15 protein-coding genes are annotated in these 20,917 nt (G+C 65.1%); 10 read left to right on the top strand and 5 right to left on the bottom strand.

The genetic code is table 11. The features are described from left to right. Positions 1-33: 33 nt before the first annotated feature. The 6 genes from GWG65_RS31895 (at position 34) to recN (ending at position 8,423) form a co-directional block, all read left to right on the top strand. Entirely contained in the window at positions 34-1,062 is a 1,029-nt protein-coding gene (locus GWG65_RS31895) for a cell division protein FtsQ/DivIB (protein ID WP_275199460.1), read from the top strand. Continuing rightward, a complete protein-coding gene (ftsA, locus tag GWG65_RS31900; RefSeq protein ID WP_275199461.1) occupies positions 1,059-2,381 on the top strand; it encodes a cell division protein FtsA in 1,323 nt (440 codons plus the stop codon). The genes GWG65_RS31895 and ftsA overlap by 4 nt, the downstream gene beginning before the upstream one ends. Before the next feature lie 87 nt (positions 2,382-2,468). Then, complete coding sequence (ftsZ, locus tag GWG65_RS31905) at positions 2,469-4,265, top strand: cell division protein FtsZ (RefSeq protein WP_275199462.1); 1,797 nt, start codon at positions 2,469-2,471, stop codon at positions 4,263-4,265. Positions 4,266-4,624: 359 nt separating this feature from the next. Further along, positions 4,625-5,587 carry a UDP-3-O-acyl-N-acetylglucosamine deacetylase gene (gene lpxC, locus GWG65_RS31910; protein WP_275199463.1) on the top strand — a complete coding sequence of 321 codons (963 nt, stop codon included), beginning with the start codon at positions 4,625-4,627 and terminating at the stop codon, positions 5,585-5,587. A gap of 246 nt (positions 5,588-5,833) precedes the next feature. Continuing rightward, positions 5,834-6,736 carry an outer membrane protein assembly factor BamD gene (locus GWG65_RS31915; RefSeq protein ID WP_275199475.1) on the top strand — a complete coding sequence of 301 codons (903 nt, stop codon included), beginning with the start codon at positions 5,834-5,836 and terminating at the stop codon, positions 6,734-6,736. 13 nt (positions 6,737-6,749) lie between these two features. After that, on the top strand, positions 6,750-8,423 hold the full coding sequence (recN, locus tag GWG65_RS31920) for a DNA repair protein RecN (RefSeq protein ID WP_275199464.1): 1,674 nt from the start codon (positions 6,750-6,752) through the stop codon (positions 8,421-8,423). A gap of 87 nt (positions 8,424-8,510) precedes the next feature. On the opposite strand, the gene GWG65_RS31925 is transcribed toward recN, so the two are convergent. Beyond that, positions 8,511-8,798 (bottom strand): GIY-YIG nuclease family protein, encoded by a 288-nt coding sequence (locus GWG65_RS31925; RefSeq protein ID WP_275199465.1) that lies wholly within the window; start codon positions 8,796-8,798, stop codon positions 8,511-8,513. Between the two features lie 113 nt (positions 8,799-8,911). Between GWG65_RS31925 and ligA the strand changes: the two genes are divergently transcribed. Beyond that, positions 8,912-11,065, top strand: coding sequence for an NAD-dependent DNA ligase LigA (ligA, locus tag GWG65_RS31930; RefSeq protein ID WP_275199476.1), 2,154 nt, complete (start codon positions 8,912-8,914; stop codon positions 11,063-11,065). A gap of 112 nt (positions 11,066-11,177) precedes the next feature. Here the strand turns inward: ligA and GWG65_RS31935 are convergent, their stop codons facing one another. Together GWG65_RS31935 and GWG65_RS31940 are read right to left on the bottom strand one after the other, a co-directional pair. Continuing rightward, the gene (locus GWG65_RS31935) at positions 11,178-12,455 is read right to left on the bottom strand and encodes a multidrug effflux MFS transporter (protein ID WP_275199466.1); all 1,278 of its coding nucleotides are present in this window, start codon (positions 12,453-12,455) and stop codon (positions 11,178-11,180) included. Positions 12,456-12,807: 352 nt separating this feature from the next. After that, positions 12,808-14,637 (bottom strand): aminopeptidase P family protein, encoded by a 1,830-nt coding sequence (locus GWG65_RS31940; RefSeq protein ID WP_275199467.1) that lies wholly within the window; start codon positions 14,635-14,637, stop codon positions 12,808-12,810. A gap of 188 nt (positions 14,638-14,825) precedes the next feature. On the opposite strand from GWG65_RS31940, the gene GWG65_RS31945 reads away from it, so the two are divergent. Then, the gene (locus tag GWG65_RS31945) at positions 14,826-15,005 is read left to right on the top strand and encodes a hypothetical protein (RefSeq protein ID WP_275199468.1); all 180 of its coding nucleotides are present in this window, start codon (positions 14,826-14,828) and stop codon (positions 15,003-15,005) included. 112 nt (positions 15,006-15,117) lie between these two features. Here the strand turns inward: GWG65_RS31945 and GWG65_RS31950 are convergent, their stop codons facing one another. Beyond that, a complete protein-coding gene (locus GWG65_RS31950) occupies positions 15,118-16,005 on the bottom strand; it encodes a 50S ribosomal protein L11 methyltransferase (RefSeq protein ID WP_275199469.1) in 888 nt (295 codons plus the stop codon). A 154-nt stretch (positions 16,006-16,159) separates the two neighbouring features. Here GWG65_RS31950 and GWG65_RS31955 point away from each other — a divergent pair, with 154 nt between their 5' ends. Continuing rightward, on the top strand, positions 16,160-16,324 hold the full coding sequence (locus GWG65_RS31955) for a Flp family type IVb pilin (protein WP_275199470.1): 165 nt from the start codon (positions 16,160-16,162) through the stop codon (positions 16,322-16,324). 266 nt (positions 16,325-16,590) lie between these two features. Here the strand turns inward: GWG65_RS31955 and GWG65_RS31960 are convergent, their stop codons facing one another. Further along, the gene (locus GWG65_RS31960) at positions 16,591-18,201 is read right to left on the bottom strand and encodes an NAD(P)/FAD-dependent oxidoreductase (RefSeq protein WP_275199471.1); all 1,611 of its coding nucleotides are present in this window, start codon (positions 18,199-18,201) and stop codon (positions 16,591-16,593) included. 284 nt (positions 18,202-18,485) lie between these two features. Here GWG65_RS31960 and GWG65_RS31965 point away from each other — a divergent pair, with 284 nt between their 5' ends. Continuing rightward, the gene (locus GWG65_RS31965; protein WP_275199472.1) at positions 18,486-20,765 is read left to right on the top strand and encodes a fused MFS/spermidine synthase; all 2,280 of its coding nucleotides are present in this window, start codon (positions 18,486-18,488) and stop codon (positions 20,763-20,765) included. Positions 20,766-20,917 lie beyond the last annotated feature (152 nt).

Here is a 20,917-nt window from a genome sequence, read left to right on the forward strand (position 1 = left end):
ATGTCGCGGGCAAACTGTTGACGAGCTCGTGCAATGGATGGTGCAGGAAGCCTCACCCGGTCGCTTTTCAGATCGCTGAGGCCCCAAGCTGACCTGAAGGCGGCCGCTGTCGGAGCGGTCGTGCTTCTGCGCGAGTGGGTGGACCAGAAACGCAACGAGAGGCGTGCTGCCGCGAGCGACAAGGTCAGGACCAAGGCCAGAGCCATACCCATCATCGAGCGCGAGCCGCCGCCGCGCATGGTGGCGCTGGTTGAGCGCTATCTGCCGCGCCGGGTCGGGATCAGCATGACCGTGCTGCTGCTGATCGGAAGCTGCGGCTTCGGCATCGTCAAGGGCGGCCATCTCCAGGATTTCGTCACCGCCGTCGGCGACGCCCGCAATGCGCTGGCCAATTCCGCTGGCTTCCGCATCACCTCCGTCGTCATCAACGGCCGCAAGCAACTCAGCCAGGATGAAATCCTTGCGATCGGCGGCGTCAGCGGCCGTTCCTCGCTGCTGTTCCTCGATGCCGACGGCGTCCGTGACAAGCTCAAGGCCAATCCCTGGATCGCGGATGCGACCGTGCTGAAGCTGTATCCGGGCCAGCTCATGATCGAGATCACCGAGCGCAAGGCGTTTGCGCTGTGGCAGCAGGCTGGCCGGCTCTCCGTGATCGCCGATGACGGTGCCGTGCTCGAGCCCTACGTGTCCCGCCGCTTCCTGTCGCTGCCCCTCGTGGTGGGCAAGGGTGCCGATACCCAGGCTCGCGACTTCCTGGCCCTGCTCGCGCGCTATCCGCAGGTGAATTCGGTGACGAAAGCCGCGATCTACGTCGGTGAGCGGCGCTGGAACCTGAGGCTGAAGGACGGTCTCGACATCCGCCTGCCCGAGCAGGACGTCGGCAACGCCCTTGCGACGCTTTCCAGGCTCGATAAGGACGACAAGCTGTTCTCCCGCGACATCCTCGCCGTCGACATGCGCCTGCCCGATCGCCTGGTGGTGCAGCTGTCCGACGACGCCGCCAAAGCGCGCGAGGACCTGTTCAAGGACAAAAAGAAAAAGAAGGCCGGAGACTCCGCATGACCGGCCTCGACCGTACCCAGACCCCGAAGACCCGGCCGATGCCGCACAAGCGCGGCGGCCTCGTCGCCTGCCTCGACATCGGCACCAGCAAGATCGCCTGCATGATCGCGCGGCTGAAGCCCTCGGCGCCGAGCGAAGCCCTGCGCGGCCGTACCCATGCGATCGAACTGATCGGTTACAGCCAGATCCAGTCGCGCGGCATGAAGGCCGGCGCGGTGGTCGATCTCGCCGAATGCGAGCAGGCGGTGCGCCAGGCCGTCGGGCTTGCAGAGAAAATGGCCAAGGTGCGGGTCGAGTCCGTGCTGCTGTCGGTCTCCGGCGGCAGGCTCTCCGGCCAATTGGTTGAAGCTGCCGCCGATATCCGCGGCGGAGCGGTAACGCCCGCCGACGTCAGCCGCGTGACCTCGACCGGCATGCGCCACGCCACCGGCGAGGGCCGCACCGTGCTGCATGCGCTGCCGGTCGGCTATACGCTCGATGGCGCCAAGGGCATCCGCGATCCCCGCGGCATGGTTGCGCATCAGTTCGGCGTCGACATGAATGTCGTCACCTGCGACGCCACGGTGGCGCGGAACCTGATGCTGGCGGTGGAGCGCTGCCACCTCAACGTCGAAGCCATGGCGGCGAGCCCCTACGTGGCCGGCCTGTCGGTGCTGACCGACGACGAAGCCGATCTTGGCGCCGCCGTCGTCGAGATGGGCGCGGGCACCACCACGATCGCGGTCTATGCCGGCGGTCGCTTCGTGCATGCGGCCGGCTTTGCGGTCGGCGGGCAACACATCACGATGGATCTTGCACGCGGACTCTCGGCGACCATTGCCGATGCCGAGCGAATCAAGACGTTATATGGGACCGTCCTCACCGGCGGATCGGACTCGCGTGAGCTGATGTCTGTACCGACGGCCGGTGACGAGCAGGATCTGCCGCAGATCGTCTCCCGCGCCACCATCGCCACCATCGTCAAGCACCGTGCCGAGGAAATCTTCGAAATGGTTCGGGACAGACTGAAGGATTCGCCCTTCGCGGCAGAGCCCAACGGGCGCGTCGTGCTCAGTGGCGGCGCCTCGCAGCTCACCGGCCTCGTCGAACTCGGGACACAGATTCTCGGACGGCCCGTGCGGGTCGGACGTCCGCTCGGTTTTGGCCGGCTGCCCAACGAGGCGAAGAACGCCGCCTTCGCGGTGCCCGCAGGGCTGCTGGTCTACCCGCAATATGTTCACCAAGAACATGTCGAACCGCGGCATACGCGGCAGCAGGTCAAGACAGGGACCGGCGGTTATTTCGGAAAGGTCGGGCGATGGCTACGCGAAGGCTTCTGATGACTCTATTCCGCAATTCCCGACTTTCATCAACTCCCGCGGCCGCCGGCCGGGGCGAACCCACGCGCGCGTGATCGAGAGGCAAACATGACCATCAATATCAATGTTCCTGATATTCACGAACTGAAGCCGCGGATCACCGTGTTCGGCGTCGGCGGCGCCGGCGGCAATGCCGTCAACAACATGATCACGGCCGGCCTCCAGGGCGTCGACTTCGTGGTCGCCAACACCGATGCGCAGGCGCTGACGATGTCGAAGGCGCAGCGCATCGTGCAGATGGGCACGGCGGTCACGCAGGGCCTCGGCGCAGGCTCGCAGCCGAACGTCGGCGCAGCCGCCGCGGAAGAGGTGATCGACGAGCTGCGCGACCATCTCTCCGGCGCAAACATGGTGTTCGTCACCGCCGGCATGGGCGGCGGTACCGGCACCGGTGCCGCTCCCGTCATCGCCAAGACCGCACGCGACATGGGCATTCTCACCGTCGGCGTCGTGACCAAGCCGTTCCACTTCGAAGGTGCCCGCCGCATGCGCACCGCCGAAGCCGGCATCAACGAGCTGCACAAGGTGGTCGACACCCTCCTGATCATTCCGAACCAGAACCTGTTCCGGGTCGCAAACGAGAAGACCACCTTCGCCGACGCGTTCGCGATGGCCGACCAGGTGCTCTACTCCGGCGTTGCCTGCATCACCGACCTGATGGTCAAGGAAGGCCTGATCAACCTCGACTTCGCCGACGTGAGAGCGGTGATGAAGGAAATGGGCAAGGCGATGATGGGCACGGGCGAGGCGTCCGGCGACAAGCGCGCGCTGACCGCCGCCGAAGCCGCGATCGCCAACCCGCTGATCGACGACAGCTCGATGAAGGGCGCCAAGGGCCTGCTGATCTCGATCACCGGCGGCAAGGACCTCACTCTGTTCGAGGTCGACGAAGCCGCGACCCGTATCCGCGAGGAGGTCGACCAGGACGCCAACATCATCGTCGGCGCGACCTTCGACGAAGCGCTCGATGGCCTGATCCGCGTCTCCGTCGTCGCTACCGGCATCGAGCAGGCCGCGATCGCCCGCAACACCCAGGCCACCAGCGCCCCGGTTGCGAACCCGGCGCCCCAGGGCCAGCAGGCTCCGGCTCCGGCCGCGGTGGCCGAGAGCCGTCTTGCCGACCTGACCGCACGGCTGCGCGCCGACAATCAGCGCATGGCCGAGCGTGCCCAGAAGCTGGAAGGCCAGATCCCGACCGCCGCGTCGGGCCCGGGCGCTCCCATGGCTCCGCGCCCCAATGTCGAGCGTGCGGCGCTCGCGGCCATCGCCGCCGCCGTTGCCGAAGTCCCGCAGGCGCCTGCGCCAACGCAGACCTATGGCGACGTCACCGTGCGCCCGATCGCGCAAAAGCCGACCCTGTTCCCGGAGCCCGAGCAGGCGCCGCTCTCGATGCACGAGCCGATGACGCCGGAAAACTTCATCCCGCCGCAGGCCGAGCGGCCGCCCGCGCGCGCGCCGCGGATGCCGCGCCTCGATGAACTGCCGATGCCCGCCCAGGCCGAGATTCGTCAGGCCCGCGGCGAGGTCGAGGACGAGACTCCGCAAAAGACCCGCCTGTCGCTGCTGCAGCGCCTCGCCAATGTCGGCCTCGGCCGTCGCGACGAGGAGAGCGAGCCGCCGATCGCGGCCCGCACCGCTGGTCCGGCGATGGCGGCGTTGCCCGATCGCAAGCCGCAGCGGTCCGTCGCGCAGCAGATCGCTTCCAACGAGCCGGTGTCTGAGTATGCTCGCCGGCCCGCGCCGCAGGGCCTCGACATGCATGGCCGCCCCGCACCTGTTGCGCCCGCGCCACAGGGAGACGACCATCTTGATATCCCGGCGTTCCTGCGGCGCCAGGCGACCTGAGGATTGTTACAATAAGGCAGACGAAAAAAGGTCCCGGCGAGAAGCTTGCCGGGACCTTTCCTTTGGCCCCGCAAATGCCCGGATTGCACGCCCAAGCAACTGATTTTAAATGATTAATTATGCATTGGGTGGTTCAGTAAAGCTGCCGATAGCAGCCCCAAAACTCGGCGCAATTTGGTTAAGCCTTGGCGCGAATACGGCGGGTTTGGGGTAACAATCGGTAAAAAAGCGTGAGTTGGCGCTGTTTGGGGCAGTGACTATGGTTTGCCGTGACTTGGGGATACGGATTCGGACGGGCGGCCATGGCCGGTCAGTCGGGTCTTGTATAAGTCGCAGTGGTCGTAGTGGGGCGGTTCCTGATGAAATTTAGCCGGCAAACAACGCTTCGTGCGCAAGCCTCCGTGGCCGGCGTTGGCGTTCATTCCGGCCTTCCCGTCACTCTCACCCTTGGACCTGCGCCTATCGACGCAGGTTTTATCTTTGTCCGCACCGGCCTTGAGGGAAGTGACCGCGAAGTTCAGGCGACTGCCGAGCAGGTGATCGCGACCGACTTCGCGACCGTCCTCGGTGATCGCGACGGCCCGTTGGTCTCGACCGCCGAGCACGTGCTTGCTGCACTGCGGGGCATGGGTGTCGACAACGCCACCATCGAAATCGACGGTCCGGAAGTGCCGATCATGGACGGCAGCGCCGCGGCCTTCGTTGCGGCGATCGACCAGGCCGGAATCGTCACCCAGCCGGCGCAGCGGCGCTTCATCCAGGTTTTGAAGCCGGTCTCGGTCAAAATCGGTGGCTCCTTCGGCGAGATCCGGCCTAACGCCACCGGGTTCCGCGCCGAGGTCGAGATCGATTTCACCAATCCCGTCATCGGCCAGCAGAGCTTCGCCTTTGACCTCAGTGCGGAGCGCTTCCGCCGCGAAGTCGGCCGTGCCCGGACCTTCGGCCTGATGTGCGATGTCGCCCGGCTCTGGAGCGCGGGCTACGCACTCGGTGCCTCCTTCGACAACACCGTCGTGTTCGACGACGAGCGGCTGCTCAACACCGAAGGCCTGCGCTACGCCGACGAGTGCGTTCGCCACAAGGTTCTGGACGTCATCGGCGACCTCGCGCTGGCCGGTCTGCCGCTGCTTGGTGCCTATCGCTCAGTTCGTGGCGGCCACAAGCTCAACCACGCCGTCCTGACCGCGCTGCTCGCCGACCGTACCGCCTGGCGGGTGGTCGAGGGCGAGGCGGCCCGTCGCACCACGCGTCCCGTCGTCGAGGTCGGCAGCGGCATGGTTGGCGGCCGGATCGCCGCGGCCTACGGGCCGGATGTGTCCTGACCGACCTGCTGTCGCAGGCGTCTGGCTGCGGCTTTCCCCCCGGGAAACTCCTGGTAACGTTGATCGGCTAGGATTGCGGCAAGTTCGCCTTAATCCGGGCGGAATGCCTGCCTATCCGGTTCGTTGAAGATCGTTTTTCGGTTACACCGGCGTGGTCGCATGGCAGGCACGACGGTCACATTTCGCGCCCATGACGGGTTCATGGGCTGGCGGGCACCGCATCACAGGGCGTCAGGTCTTAAATTCATGTCGGCACAGCGTATGACGCGCGGATACCTTTCGGCTTCGCCAAGGGCTTCGATCGTGGCCCGTGGGCTGCTCCGCGCTGCCACTTTCTTCTTGCTCGCATTGCCGCTGGCCGGCTGCGGCACCGGCGCGCTGTGGGACAAGTTCACCGCCAAGGACGACACCTTCGTCGAGGAGCCCGCGGACAAGATCTACAATGAGGGCTTGTACCTCATGAACGAGAAGAAGGACATGAAGGCGGCGAACAAGAAGTTCGAGGAGGTCGACCGCCAGCATCCCTATTCCGACTGGGCCCGCAAATCGCTGCTGATGTCGGCCTATGCGTCCTACCAGGGCGGCGACTATGACGGCTGCATCGGCGCCGCGACACGCTACGTCACGCTGCATCCCGGCAGCCCGGACGCGGCCTATGCGCAATACCTGATCGCCGCCTCGCACTACGACCAGATCCCGGACATCAGCCGCGACCAGACCCGGACCGAGAAGGCGATCGCCTCGCTGGAAGAGGTGGTGCGCAAATATCCCAACTCGGAATATGCGACCTCCGCCAAGGCCAAGATCGAGGGCGCGCGCGACCAGCTCGCCGGCAAGGAAATGAACGTCGGCCGCTACTATATGCAAAAGCGCGACTACACGGCGGCGATCAACCGCTACAAGGCCGTGGTGACGCAGTACCAGACCACCCGCCATGTCGAGGAGGCGCTGTACCGCCTTACCGAGGCCTATATGGCAATCGGCATCGTCGGCGAGGCGCAGACCGCCGCCGCGGTGCTCGGGCACAATTTTCCTGACAGCCGCTGGTACAAGGACGCATATAATCTTGTAAAATCCGGCGGTCTCGAGCCGAGCGAGAATCAGGGGTCATGGATCAGCAAGACCTTCAAGAAAATGGGTCTCGGCTAGGAAATAGGGTTCCATGCTGGCGCGTCTGTCGATCCGTGACATCGTCCTGATCGAACGGCTCGATATCGAATTCGCAACGGGCCTCGCGGTTTTGACCGGCGAGACCGGTGCGGGCAAATCCATCCTGCTCGATGCCTTTGCGTTGGCGCTCGGCGGCCGCGGCGATGCCGGCCTCGTGCGCCATGGCGCGGAGCAGGGGCAGGTTACCGCCGTGTTCGATGTCCCGAACAATCACCCCGCGGCGAAAATCCTCGCCGAGAACGGTCTGGACGATACCGGTGAGATGATTCTCCGCCGGGTGCAGCTCGCCGACGGCCGCACCCGCGCCTTCATCAATGACCAGTCGATCAGCGTGCAGACGCTGAAAGCGGTCGGCGCCGCTTTGGTCGAGATCCATGGCCAGCATGACGAGCGCGCGCTGGTCGATGCCGCCACCCACCGCTGCCTGCTCGATGCCTTCGCCGGCCTCGAAAAGGACGTCACGGCCGTGGAGGCGCTCTGGGATGCGCGCCGCGCCGCCAACGCCGCGCTGGAGGAGCATCGTGCCGGCATGGAGCGCGCCGCGCGCGAGGCCGACTATCTGCGCCACGCCTCCGACGAGCTCAAGCAGCTCGCGCCAAAGGATGGCGAGGAGACCGTGCTCGCCTCGCGCCGCACCACCATGATGCAGGGCGAGAAGATCGCCTCGGACCTGCGCGAGGCGCAGGAAGCCGTCGGTGGCAATCATTCGCCGGTCTCGGCTCTCTCGGCTGCCGTGCGCCGGCTGGAGCGCCGCGGCGTCAATTCACCGGCGCTGGTCGAACCGGCGGTGAAGGCGATCGACATCGCCATCAACGCGCTGGAGGAGGCCGACCAACATCTCCAGGCCGCCCTGGCCGCGACCGATTTCGACCCTGGCGAGCTTGAACGCATCGAGGAGCGGCTGTTCGCTCTGCGTGCCGCCTCGCGCAAATATTCGACGCCGGTCGATGGGCTTGCCGCGCTGGCCGCCAAATATGCCGCCGATGTGGTGCTGATCGATGCCGGCGCCTCGCTATTGAAGAAGCTGGAGCAGGCGGCGGTCGAGGCGGACGCCCGCTATGCCGCTGCCGCCAAGAAACTGTCGATGGCGCGGCAGAAGTCGGCGGACAAGCTTAACAAGGCCGTCAATGCCGAGCTCGCGCCGCTCAAGCTCGAACGCGCAAAATTCATGACCCAGGTCGAAACCGACGAGAGTTCGCCCGGGCCGCAAGGCTTCGACCGCGTCGAGTTCTGGGTGCAGACCAACCCGGGCACCAGGCCGGGACCGCTGATGAAGGTCGCCTCCGGCGGCGAGCTGTCGCGTTTCCTGCTGGCGCTCAAGGTCGTGCTGTCCGATCGCGGCTCGGCGCCGACGCTGGTGTTCGACGAAATCGACACCGGCGTGGGCGGCGCGGTGGCGGATGCCATCGGGGCGCGGCTCGCACGCCTCGCCGGCAAGGTCCAGGTGATGGCCGTGACCCACGCCCCGCAGGTCGCCGCCCGCGCCGACCAGCATCTGCTGATCTCCAAGGACGCCCTCGACAAGGGCAAGCGCGTCGCCACCCGCGTCAACGCCCTGGCCGCCGACCACCGCCGCGAGGAGATCGCGCGGATGCTCGCAGGCGCCGAAATCACGGCCGAGGCGAGGGCGGCGGCGGAGAGGCTGCTCAAGGCGGCGACGGCGTAGCACCGTCATTCCGGGGCGATGCGAAGCATCGAACCCGGAATCTCGAGATTCCGGGTTCGGATCTTCGAGCGCCCTGGAATCACAGCCTCAGTTGCAGATCGACTCGTACAGATCATCCCAGTCGGGATTGTCCCTCTCAATCGACTTAACCTTCCAGGCGCGCTTCCACTTCTTCAACTCCTTCTCGCGCGATATTGCGGAGACTGGATCATCATAGGCCTCGAACCATACCAGCCGCGTAACATTGTATTTGGCGGTGAAGCCCGGAACGGCCTTGATTCGATGCTCGTAGACGCGACGCACAATGTCGTTGGTGATACCGACATAGATTGCTCCATCGCGTTGGCTTGCTAGGATATAGACGTAATACGCCATGAACCCATCCCAACCCGTCATTCCGGGCGCACAAAGTGCGAGCCCGAAATCTCGAGGTTCCGGGTCTGGTCCTTCGGACCATCCCGGAACGACGAGCTAGAACCTTGATCATGATGGCAAGAGCAGCAAAATCCAAGACAAGGCCGCTTCCCGACGTCACCGGCCTCACCAAGGCGCAGGCCAAGGTCGAGCACATGCGGCTCGCCCTCGAACTCGAGGGCCACGACAAGCGCTACTATCAGGACGACGCGCCCTCGGTCACCGATGCCGAATACGACGCGCTGCGGCAGCGCTTCAACGCGATCGAGCAGCGCTTTCCCGAATTCGTCAGCGCAGAGTCGCCATCGCAGAAGGTTGGTGCTGCGCCGTCCGGCCGCTTCAAGAAGGTCCGGCATGCCGTTCCCATGCTGTCGCTCGACAACGCCTTCGCCGAGGAAGACGTGCGCGACTTCGTCGGCCGCATCGTGCGTTTCCTGAAGCTCGCCGATGACAAGGTCGACTTCTCCGCCGAGCCGAAGATCGACGGCCTCTCGATGTCGTTGCGCTACGAGGGCGGCGAGCTCGTCACCGCGGCGACGCGCGGCGACGGCGCGGTGGGCGAGGACGTCACCGCGAACATCCGCACGCTCGAGGACGTTCCGCAGAAGCTGAAGGGCCGCAACGTCCCTGATGTCTGCGAGGTGCGCGGCGAGGTCTACATGACCAAGCATGCCTTCCTCGCGCTCAACGAGCGGCAGAAGGCGGCGGGCGATACCGTGTTCGCCAATCCGCGCAATTCGGCCGCAGGTTCGCTCCGGCAGAAGGATCCGACCATTACCGCGTCGCGCCCGCTTGGCTTCTTCGCCTATGCCTGGGGCGAGATGAGTGCGATGCCGGAGGGCACGCAGAGCGGCATGATTCACTGGTTCGAGCGCTGCGGCTTCAAGACCAATCCGCTGACCAAGTTGTGCCATTCGGTCGAGGAACTGCTCGCCTTCCATCACGCGATCGAGCAGCAGCGCGCCGAACTCGACTATGACATCGACGGCGTCGTCTATAAGGTCGACCGCATCGACTGGCAGGACCGACTCGGCTTCGTCTCGCGCACGCCGCGCTGGGGCATCGCGCACAAATTCCCGGCTGAGCGGGCCATGACGGTGCTGCGCGACATCGAGATCCAGGTCGGCCGCACCGGCTCGTTCACGCCGGTCGGCAAGCTGGAGCCGGTCGGCGTCGGCGGCGTGATCGTGCAGAACGTCACGCTGCACAACGAGGACTACATCAAGGGCATCGGCAACAAGGGCGAGATCTTGCGTGAGGGCCGCGATATCCGGATCGGCGACACTGTCGTGATCCAGCGCGCCGGCGACGTCATCCCGCAGGTCGTCGACGTCGTCATCGACAAGCGGCCGAGCAACGCCAGGGAGTTTCACTTTCCGAAGAAGTGCCCGTGCCCGCTGCACACCGACGTCACGCGCGAGGAGACGGCCGCGGGCGAGGAGGGCTCGCGTGCCCGCTGCACCGGCGAGTTCGCTTGCCCCTATCAGAAGATCGAGCACCTCAAGCTGTTCGTGTCGCGCCGCGCCTTCGACATCGACGGTCTCGGCGAGAAGCAGCTCCAGTATTTCTTCGACGAGGATTTTGTGAAGGAGCCCGCCGACATCTTCACGCTGGAAAAGCGCAACTCAAAGCTCAAGCTGGAAGAGATCGAGGGCTACGGCGAGACCTCGGTGCGCAATCTCTTCGGTGCGATCGAAAGCCGGCGCAGAATCGCGCTGGAACGCTTCATCTATGCGCTCGGGATGCGCCATGTCGGCGAGACCACGGCGCTGGCGCTGGCGCGCGGCTATGGCTCCTGGGATGCTTTCCACGATGCCAGCCTCAAGGTCGCTAGGGGCGACGAGGAGGCGATCGCCGACATGGACGCGCTTGACCAGATCGGCGACACCGTGATCAAGAGCATCGCGGACTATTTTGGCGAGAGCCACAATCGCGGCATCGTCGAGCGGCTGACCAGGGAAGTCGAGATCGTCGACGCCGAGAAGCCGAAGCGCAATTCGGCCGTCGCTGGCAAGACCGTGGTGTTCACGGGCTCGCTGGAGAAGATGACGCGGGACGAAGCCAAGGCCACCGCGGAGCGGCTCGGCGCAAAAGTGTCGGGCTCGGTATCGAAGAAGACCGACCTCGTGGTCGCCGGCCCCGGCGCAGGCTCGAAGCTTGCCGAGGCCAACAAGCACGGCGTCAAGGTGCTGACCGAAGACGAGTGGCTGACGCTGATCGGGGAGTGAGGTTCTCTTCCGTCATTGCGGGCAAAGCGAAGCAATCCAGAATCTTTCCGCGGTGGCAGTCTGGATTGCTTCGCTTCGCTCGCAATGACGAGGCCAGGGCGTCTCAGCGCCCTCACATCATCCCGCTTTCCTCCTCCGCCTGCTCGATCAGCGTCTCGCTCACCATCACCTGGCGGCGGGGCACGACGAAGATCATCATGCAGGCGCAGAGCAGCGAGATCGCGAGGACCGCGGAGGTGAGCGGCAGCGTCGTGGCGGAGTGGCCGCCGAGATAGGCGCCGAATTGCGACATCACCGCGCCAATGCCTTGCTGCAGGAAGCCCATCGCGCCGGAGGCGGTGCCGGCGGCTTCAGGGCGGATGCTGATGGCGCCGGCGGCCGAATTCGCCATCACGAATGCGTTGCCGGCCATCACGACCATCTGCGTGCCGAACAGCCACGCCGGCGCCTCGTTCCAGCCGGCGATGCTCCAGAGCAGGTTCAAGAGACTTCCGCAGAGTTGCAGGCCAAGCCCGAACCAGATCAGTCTTTCCAGCGAGTGACGCGGTGCGAAGCGCACGCAGAGCAGATTGCCGACCAGATACGCAAAGCCGGTCGTCGCGAACCACGCGCCGTATTCGGCGCTGCTGCGGCCCATCTGCGTCACGACGATGTAGGGCCCGCCGCCGGCAAAGGTGAAGATGATCTGCGAAGCCAGCACTTGGCACATCACATAGCCGATGAAGGCGCGGTTTCTGATCAGCATGCCGACGTCGCCGCGAAAGCCGCTGCCGGCCGCGCGGCTTCGGCGCGTCTCGGGCAGCGCCAGCGCGATGCCGGCGGCGACCGCAATCGCGCCGATGGTGATGGCGTAGAAGATCGCGCGCCAGCCGAACGCGGTCTCGATCAGGCCGCCGGTCAGCGGCGAGAGCATCTGCCCGATCATCAGGGCGGCGATGACGAGGCTGATCATGGAGGCAACGCGTTCGCGCTCATAGATGTCGCGGATGATGGCGCGGCTCACCACCATGCCGGCCGCACCGCCCAGCGCCTGGAAGAAGCGGGCCGCGATCAGTTGCGGCAGGTTCTGCGCGAACATGCAGGCGATGCTGGCGGCGACCATCAATGCAAGGCCGGTGAGCAGCACCGGGCGCCGCCCGAACTTGTCCGACAGCGGGCCCATGATCAGCTGCGACAGTGCGATGCCGACCATGTAGAGCGACACCGTCATCTGCGCGATCGAGATGTCGCTGCCGAAAGTCGCCGCCAGCACCGGCAGCGCCGGAACCAGCATATAGAGCGAGATCGGCGCGATCCCGGTCATCATGACCAGCAACAGCAGCACCACGCGCGAGGTCGCGAGGTTCCTGTTCGCTGCCGTTTCCGGCGGCTTGCTGATCATGCCGTGCATGCGTGTCCGTCTCGTAGAAATTCGAATCGGACTGTAGCGTGCTCGCGCAAGACGGATATCGGCGTTTCGGAATGCGGCTATACGGATTCCGGGACGGTTATGATGATCGTGTGTGAAAGGACGGAATTTGCGGGGCGTGTGGTGCGCTCATGCCACATCATCGGTGTCACTACCCGCGAGGCGGGGAATCCAGTACGCCGCGACCTTTCCGCATACGATCACTGTCTCTGGAATACTGGATGCCCCGCCCCAGTGCGCAAGTGCGCACAAGGCGGGGCATGACAGCTGGGCTAGGGGAAGCAGCATTGCTCAAATCGCGTAGTGCTATGCGTCGTGCTCCGGAACGGCGAGCTTAAGCCGTCAGCTCCGCCGTCGCCTGGTCGAGCCAGGCCTTTGTCGCTTCATCCAGCGCCGGCCGTACGTCGGCGTGCACGCGGGCGTGATAGGCATTGAGCCAGTCGAGCTCGTCCCGGCTCAGCATCGCCACGTCGATCAGCCGGCGGTCGATCGGCGCCAGGGTCAGCGTCTCGAATGCGTTCATCGGTTTCTCGGCGCCCTTGATGTCGGCTTCGATCACCAGCTCGAGGTTCTCGATGCGAATGCCGAAGCCGTCGGTCTTGTAGTAGCCGGGCTCGTTGGACAGGATCATGCCGCGCTTCAGCGGCGTGGTGCCGATTTTTGAAATCCGCGCCGGTCCTTCGTGGACGCTGAGATAGCTGCCGACGCCGTGGCCGGTGCCGTGCTCGAAATCGAGGCCGGCAGTCCAGAGATATTGCCGCGCCAGCGTGTCGAGCTGCGCGCCAGTGGCGCCGTCGGGAAACACCGCGCGCGCGATCGCGATATGGCCGCGCAAGACGCGGGTAAAGCGGTCGCGCATCTCGTCCGTAGGCTCGCCGACGGCAATCGTGCGGGTGACGTCAGTGGTGCCGTCTTCATATTGCGCGCCGGAGTCGATCAGCAAGAGGTCGCCGGGTGCGATCCGCCGGTTGCTCTTGCGGGTGACGCGGTAGTGCACGATGGCGCCGTTCGGGCCGGTGCCGGAGATGGTGGGGAACGACACGTCCTTCAGCGCGCCGGTGTCGCGGCGGAACGTCTCCAGCGCCTCGACGGCGTCGATCTCGGTGAGCTTGCCGCTTGGCGCCTCGCGATCGATGAAGGCGAGGAAGCGCGCCAGTGCCACGGCGTCGCGCCGGTGCGCCGTCTTCGTGCCCGCGATCTCGGTCGCGTTCTTGACCGCCTTGAGTAGCGCAATCGGATCGCTGCCGCGCACCGGCTTGCCGCCGCCGCCCGCGATCAATCTGCTGAGCGCGTCGGCCGCGGTGGCATTGTCGAGCGCAATCGCGGCGCCGCTTTTGGCGAGCGCCATCAGCGTCGGCGCCATCGCGTCCGGCTCGCGCACGTCGGCCGATTGCTCGAGATGGTCGCGCGTCAGGTTGGAGAGCTTGCGGTGGTCGATGAACACCGTCGGCCGGCCGTCCTTAGGCACCAGCGCGTAGGATAGGGGCAGCGGCGTGTGTGCGACATCGGCACCGCGGATGTTGAAGGTCCAGGCCACGGCATGGCTGTCGGAGAGCACCAGCGCGTCGGCGCCGAGCCTGACGATTTCGGACTGGATCTGCTTCAGCTTCTCGGCCTCGCCGACGCCGGCATGCTGCATTCCGTGCACGGCGACCGGGGCGAGCGGCGGCTGCGGCCGATCCTGCCAGATCGCATCGACCGGATTGCTGTCGACGGCGACCAGCTCCGCGCCGGCCTTGGCGCAGGAGCTGGCCAAGCGCTCGGCTGCCGCAGAAGTGTGCAGCCACGGATCAAATCCCAGGCGGTCGCCGGACTTCAGATGCGCGGACAACCAGCTCTCCGGGGGTGGATCGATCAGCGACTCCACTGCCCAAGCCTTCGCGTCGACCTGCTTGGCGGCCTGGAGCGTGTAGCGGCCGTCGACAAAAACCGCGGCCTCCTGGGCCAGAACGACGGCCAGTCCTGCCGAGCCGGTAAAACCGGTTAGCCAGGCCAGCCGCTCCTCCGACGGCGGCACATATTCATTCTGCTGCTGATCGGCGCGTGGGATCACGAAGCCGGTCAGCTTGCGGCGGGCGAGCTCTTCGCGGAGTGCCGCAAGCCGCGCCGTCAATGCGACGCCGGCCTCCGGCTCCTCGAATGTCTGGAAGTGTGCTTCGAACATGGTGGGTCACTTTAGGATCATGGGGATGAGTCCGCAATCTGGACGCATTTGCATCGCATCTGGCATGGACTGTGCTTGAAAAAGTTCCGCTTGAGTCGAGTGGAGTAGACGGATGCAGCCTCTGAGCTTCGTCCGGACGACAGGGAAATTCGAGCAAGTGTTTCTACTCAACGGCGAGGGGATACACGATGCCTGCGTTCACGTTTGAGAAGATTTCGCCGCCGGCTCGTCGTACCCCGGCCGCAGCCACACCGAAGAAGCCGCGCGGCCTCATCAGCCAGATGATTGATCGTTTCGCCGAACGCCGCGCCAGGCGCGCGCTGCAGGGTGAACGCGCGGTGCGCCAGGACGAGAAGCCGGCGGAGTAGCACCTCGTCGTCGATGTCGTAGGGTGGTTTAGCCGAAGGCGTAACCCACCAATTTCGTAGCCGCGCAAGATGGTGGGTTACGCTTCGCTAAGCTAACCCACCATACGGCGGCTTATCCGACCTTCCTCAGCAACAGGCTGCTCCACCCCTCGATCCGCAGATGCCGCAGCGGCACCAGGCCGCGCGCGCGGTAGGCGGCGATCACGGCGGGCGCCTGATGCGTCAACAGGCCGGAGAGGATGACGCGCCCGCTAGGCGCTAGGTGCCGCGTCATCGGGCCCGCCAATTGCCGTAACGGATTGGCAAGGATGTTGGCCAGCACCAGGTCGAACGGGCCGCATCTACCGAAATCCGGCGCGGCGAAGCCGGTGGCGCGGATCACCCGGACATGGTTACCAACTTCATTCAGTGTGGCGTTCTCCGCGGCCACCCGCACCGAGGGCGAGTCAATGTCGGAGGCCAGCACCGCGCGATGCAGCGCCTTGGCCGCCGCGATCCCCAGCACGCCGGTGCCGGTGCCCAGATCGAGCAGTTTCCTTGGCTTGGAACTCTTCAGGACATGGTCAAGCAGCAGTAAACAGCCGCGGGTGGTGCCGTGGTGGCCGGTGCCGAAGGCGAGCGCGGCTTCGATCTCGATTGCGAGCTTGTTCGGCGCCACGCGGTCGCGGTCGTGGCTGCCGTGCACGACGAAGCGCCCGGCCGGCACCGGAACCAGATCTTCCAGGCTGGCCTTGACCCAGTCCTTGGCTTCGACCGTATCGAAGACGAGGGCTGCGGCGATCTCGTTTCCGGCTGAATTTGCAACGAGTTCACTCAGCAATGCCTGGTCCGGCGCATCAGCGAAATGCAGCGTGACATCCCATTGTCCGTCCGGCCGCTCGAACGCCGCGACTGCCGCATCGCCCTCGAAAAACACCTCAGTGAGCAAGTCGACAACGCGCCTGGCCGCGGCCTCGTTGCCGATCGAAAAGCTGGCGCGATGGGTGGGCGAGGACTGCATTCTAGGGTTCCGCTGAGTTCAATTTTTGGAACTTTCGTTCCCAATTTTCGCATAACTTGCAACTTACGGATTAACCCGCCTGCAGGTTGTATCAAGTAAATTCACGGGTGTTGGAACCCACCGACGCAGCTTGAAATGGAAACGGAGGCGAGTCTTGAAACGCATGGTTTTGAAGTTCTGGTCCGATGAGTCCGGTGCGACCGCGATCGAATACGGCCTGATCGCAGCGGGTATCGCGCTGGCGATCATCACCGTGGTGAACAGCCTCGGCACCACCATGAACGAAAAGTTCGGTTCGATTAGCACCTCCTTGAAGTAATTTCCGCCTCCTTTTTCCCAGCGCGGCTAATTTCTTCATGGACTGATCCTGACCAACGCTCGCTGGGAAATTGTCTCCCGGCGGGCGAGGTCGTTTTGGGTGCACGAGGCGTCCACAAGCTATCCACCGGCCGCCGCTATGTTGTCCACGGCTTTATCCCGCGGTTTCCGACTGGATTTCCCCTGCTGGTCCCGGTCGGCGTTGTGCAAATGTCCACCGGCTGGACACAGACCTTTCGACCGCCTGTCCACAGTTCATCCACAGCCCTATCCACGGCTACCGAACAGCGCGCGGTGATCCCTCAAGATCGCCTGCGCGGCGTTGTGGCCGGGGGCGCCGGTGACGCCGCCGCCGGGGTGGGCGCCGGAGCCACAGTGGTAGAGGCCTCTCACGGGCCCGCGGTAATCGGCATGGCCCAGCATCGGCCGCGCCGAGAACAGCTGGTTCAGCGTCAGCGCGCCATGAAAAATGTCGCCGCCCAAAAGGCCGAACTGCCGTTCGAGGTCGAGCGGGGAGAGGATCTGGCGGCCGAGCACGCTCGTCGCAAAGCCCGGCGCGTAACTGTCCACCGTCGCGATCATGAGATCGGCGACCTCTTCGCGATGGTTATCCCAGGATCTGCCGTCGGGCAGCTCGGGCGCGACGTGCTGGCAGAACAGGCTCGCGACATGTTTTCCCGCCGGCGCGAGCGTGTCGTCGAGCGTCGAGGGGATCAGCATCTCGACAACAGGCGCGCGGCTCCAGCCCTGCGCGCGCGCATCGAGATAAGCGCGGTCCATGTAGCCGAGGCTCGGCGCCAGGATGATGCCGGAGGTCAGATGATCGCCGTCGCCCGGCAGCGCCGTGAAGGAGGGCAGGCGGTCCAGCGCCACGTTCATGCGGAACGTGCCGGAGCCGTTCTTCCAGTGGCGGATACGGGCAAGGAAGTCCGCGGGCAGGGCGTCCGCTGCGACCAGCCGCGTATAGAGCAGCTTTGGATTGACGTTGGCCGCGACATATTTCGCGCGGATGGCCGTGCCGTTGTCCAGCACCACGCCGACGGCGCGCTCGCTCTCGACGATCACCTCGCGCACGCCCGCATCCGTGTCGATCATCACGCCCCGGTCGCGCGCGGTGCGCGCCATCGCCTGCGTGATCGCGCCCATGCCGCCGATGGCATGGCCCCAGACGCCCTTCTTGCCGTTCACCTCGCCGAAGGCGTGGTGCAGCATCACATAGGCCGAGCCCGCCGCGTAGGGGCTGGCATAATTGCCGACGATGGCGTCGAAGCCGAACAGCGCTTTGACCAGATCGTGCTCGAACCGCTCGTCCAAAATCTCGCCGGCCGAGCGGGTGAAGAGATCGAGCAGGCTGCGGCTTTGCTCCAGCGTCAATCCGCGCAGGATGTTGGCCGTCTTCAACGCGTTGATGCCCTCGCGGATCGCAGCCGTGCCGAAGCTGGCGAGCAGGTTCGGCGGCGCGCGCAGCACGAACTGCCGCAGCACGTCCGCGATGTCTTCCAGCTCGCGCGAAAAGCCGTCGATCGCGGCTGCGTCATGCGTGCTGAGCCGCGCGACTGATTCTTTCGTTCGTCCCTCGCCGGTGAGGAGATAGCTGCCGTCGGGCGCGGGGAGGAAATTCTGCGCGCGCCGCTCGACGATCCGCAGGCCCTGCTCGGCGAGCTTGAGGTCGCCGATCACCTGCGGATTGAGCAGGCTCACGGTGTAGGCCGCGACCGAGTTGCGGAAACCCGGATGAAATTCTTCCGTGACCGCGGCCCCGCCGACCACCTTGCGGCGCTCGACCACGCGCACGCGCAGGCCTGCCATCGCGAGATAGGCCGCGCAGGTGAGGCCGTTATGGCCAGCGCCGATGATGACGACGTCGGTTTCGGTCATGATTTTCCTGGCGTCATTCCGGGGCGCGCTTCAGCGCGAACCCGGAATCTCGAGGTTCCGGGTTCGATGCTCGGGGCCGCGCTTCGCGGTCCCGTCGCATCGCCCCGGAATGACACCTCTATATCAGGCATTCCCCGCTGCAACATCACGACACCATTTATTGCCCGTTCAGGCGCCCTGTGCTCCATTGCGCGCGTCCGGCGCCCGCCGGGGGAGTTATACGACGCGTTTTCTCGCGCGAACCGGTGCCCACTTCGCTGGAAAACGCTTTTGCTGGAGCTTCCATGGATTCGATCGTGCAACCCGCCGCCGCGGAGCAGCCGTCCTCGTCCCGCAACCGGCTGCTGCTGACGGTCTATACGGCCGCGATCTTCGTCAGCGCGCTGCTGCTGTTCTCGGTGCAGCCGTTGTTCACGAAAATGGTGCTGCCGCGGCTCGGTGGCTCGCCCGCAGTGTGGTCGGTGGCGATGGTGTTCTTCCAGTCGCTGCTGCTCGCGGGCTATGCCTATGCGCATCTGCTGATGCAGGTCAAAAACCGCGTTGTTCCCGTCGTGGTACATCTGCTGCTGCTGATATTGGCTTTCGCCACGCTGCCGCTCGGCGTCGCCGGCGCCTATGGCGAGCCGCCGGGTTCGGGCTATGCGTTCTGGCTGCTCGGTCTGTTCGTGGTGTCGATCGGCCTGCCGTTCTTCGCGCTCGCGGCCAACAATCCGCTGCTGCAGGCCTGGTTCGTCCGCACCGGCCATCCCGCCGGACACGATCCCTATTTCCTCTATGCCTCCTCCAACATCGGCAGCTTCCTCGCGCTGCTGTCCTATCCCTTCCTGCTGGAGCCGATGTTCACGCTGCACACGCAGAACCGGTTCTGGACGGCCGGCTACGGTCTCTTGATTCTCCTGATCGCCGCCTGCGGCGTGGTGCTGTTGCGCTCGCCGAAGCTCGCTGTGACCGAGGCGCGAACCGGGGATGCGAATGCGCCGGCGCCGGGTCTCGTGACGCGGCTGCGCTGGATCTTTCTCGCCGCGGTGCCCTCGGGCCTGCTCATCGCCGTGACCGCGCACATCTCGACCGATGTCGCGGCGGCGCCGCTTTTGTGGGTGCTGCCGCTGTCGCTGTATCTGCTCACCTGGGTGGTGGTGTTCCAGTCGCGGCCGCTGTTGCCGCACAAATGGATGTTGATGCTCCAGCCGGTCGCGATCGCGGGCGTCATCGTCCTGCTTGCGTTCGGCGGCGAGCAGAACCTGCTGCTCACGCTCGGCGGCCACCAACTGTGCTTCTTCGTCATCGCCATGGCCTGCCATGGCGAATTGGCGCGGACGCGGCCGGCCGCCAAATATCTCACCGGATTCTATGTCGCGCTGTCATTCGGCGGCATGGTCGGCGGCCTGTTCGCCGGACTTCTCGCGCCCTTTACCTTCTCCTGGATCGCCGAATATCCGATCCTGGTCGCGCTTGCCGCGCTGTGCCGGCCCTCGGCGAACGAGCGTTTTGCTGGTCTCGTCAGATGGTACTGGCTGGTGCTCGCCGCGCTCGCACTGGCCCTGGTTGTGCCGTCATACGCCACGGGCAGTCTCTCGACCTGGTTCGAGGACCATCGCGTCTGGGTTGCCGGCGCCGTCGGCGTGCTTGCCGCGCTTCTGGCGTTCGCGCTCAATGCCGGCCGCTGGAAGATCTTTGCCACCGTCGCGCTCGCGCTGGCGCTGATCCGGATCTATCCGGCGGACGAGGGCCGCGTCATGACCGTGCGCAGCTTCTTCGGCGTGCACAAGATCGTGGTGACGCCCGGCGGATATTTTCATGTGCTGATGCACGGCACCACCATTCATGGCGCCGAGCGCTTCCGCAACAATGACGGCACGGCGGTCACCGGCCGGCCCGAGCCGATCACCTACTATCATAAGGACGGCGGCATCGGTCAGGCCGTCACCGCGATCCGTGAACGTAAGGGCGCGCCGCTGAAAGTCGCTGCGATCGGCGTTGGATCGGGCACGCTCGCCTGCGCCGCCGAGCCCGGGGAGAGCTGGAAATTCTTCGAGATCGATCAGTCCATGGTCGATGCCGCGCGGGACCCGAAGAATTTCCGTTACATCTCGAGTTGCGCACCGGACCTGAAGCCGGTGATCGGCGATGCGCGCCTCACCTTCGCGAAGGAGCCGGACGGCGCCTACGATCTCATCATCGTTGACGCCTATTCGTCGGATGCGATTCCAATTCACTTGGCCACCGAAGAGGCGATGAATATCTACAAGGACAAGCTCGCCCCGCACGGCGCCGTGGTGATGCACGTCTCCAACCGGCATCTCGATCTCGAGCCCGTCGTGGTCGGCATCGCCGATGCCAACGATCTCAAGAGCTGGGTCTACAACGAGGACTCCGGGCGCGACGCCGATTACATCTTCTCCACCGACGTCGTCATCTCTGCACGCGAAGGGGCCGATGTCGGCAAGCTCGCGTCCTCCAAGCAATGGGAGGAGACCGAAGCCGACGACAGGGTGCGGGTCTGGACCGACGACTATTCCAACATTCTCGGCGCGCTGTACCGGCGTCTGAAGGAAGGGGAGTGATGGTTCGTAGCCTGGATGGAGCGAAGAGACTGGGCAAGAATTTCATCTTCATTTGAGCAAACGAGGGTACGATTCGGCATGGCGAATCGCACTTTCAAGACCGGCATCAGCCGGGATCAGCCAAGCTTCCTTCCGCCACGTGTGGACGATTA

The sequence above is a fragment of the Bradyrhizobium sp. CSA207 genome, from assembly GCF_029051685.1.
GTDB lineage: Bacteria > Pseudomonadota > Alphaproteobacteria > Rhizobiales > Xanthobacteraceae > Bradyrhizobium.

Bases quoted from the DNA above. Each gene is read 5' to 3' on its own strand.
- GWG65_RS31895 (WP_275199460.1), top strand. From the start codon at position 34: ATGGATGGTGCAGGAAGCCTCACCCGGTCGCTTTTCAGATCGCTGAGG.
- ftsA (WP_275199461.1), top strand. From the start codon at position 1,059: ATGACCGGCCTCGACCGTACCCAGACCCCGAAGACCCGGCCGATGCCG.
- ftsZ (WP_275199462.1), top strand. From the start codon at position 2,469: ATGACCATCAATATCAATGTTCCTGATATTCACGAACTGAAGCCGCGG.
- lpxC (WP_275199463.1), top strand. From the start codon at position 4,625: ATGAAATTTAGCCGGCAAACAACGCTTCGTGCGCAAGCCTCCGTGGCC.
- GWG65_RS31915 (WP_275199475.1), top strand. From the start codon at position 5,834: ATGTCGGCACAGCGTATGACGCGCGGATACCTTTCGGCTTCGCCAAGG.
- recN (WP_275199464.1), top strand. From the start codon at position 6,750: ATGCTGGCGCGTCTGTCGATCCGTGACATCGTCCTGATCGAACGGCTC.
- GWG65_RS31925 (WP_275199465.1), bottom strand. From the start codon at position 8,798: ATGGCGTATTACGTCTATATCCTAGCAAGCCAACGCGATGGAGCAATC.
- ligA (WP_275199476.1), top strand. From the start codon at position 8,912: ATGGCAAGAGCAGCAAAATCCAAGACAAGGCCGCTTCCCGACGTCACC.
- GWG65_RS31935 (WP_275199466.1), bottom strand. From the start codon at position 12,455: ATGCACGGCATGATCAGCAAGCCGCCGGAAACGGCAGCGAACAGGAAC.
- GWG65_RS31940 (WP_275199467.1), bottom strand. From the start codon at position 14,637: ATGTTCGAAGCACACTTCCAGACATTCGAGGAGCCGGAGGCCGGCGTC.
- GWG65_RS31945 (WP_275199468.1), top strand. From the start codon at position 14,826: ATGCCTGCGTTCACGTTTGAGAAGATTTCGCCGCCGGCTCGTCGTACC.
- GWG65_RS31950 (WP_275199469.1), bottom strand. From the start codon at position 16,005: ATGCAGTCCTCGCCCACCCATCGCGCCAGCTTTTCGATCGGCAACGAG.
- GWG65_RS31960 (WP_275199471.1), bottom strand. From the start codon at position 18,201: ATGACCGAAACCGACGTCGTCATCATCGGCGCTGGCCATAACGGCCTC.
- GWG65_RS31965 (WP_275199472.1), top strand. From the start codon at position 18,486: ATGGATTCGATCGTGCAACCCGCCGCCGCGGAGCAGCCGTCCTCGTCC.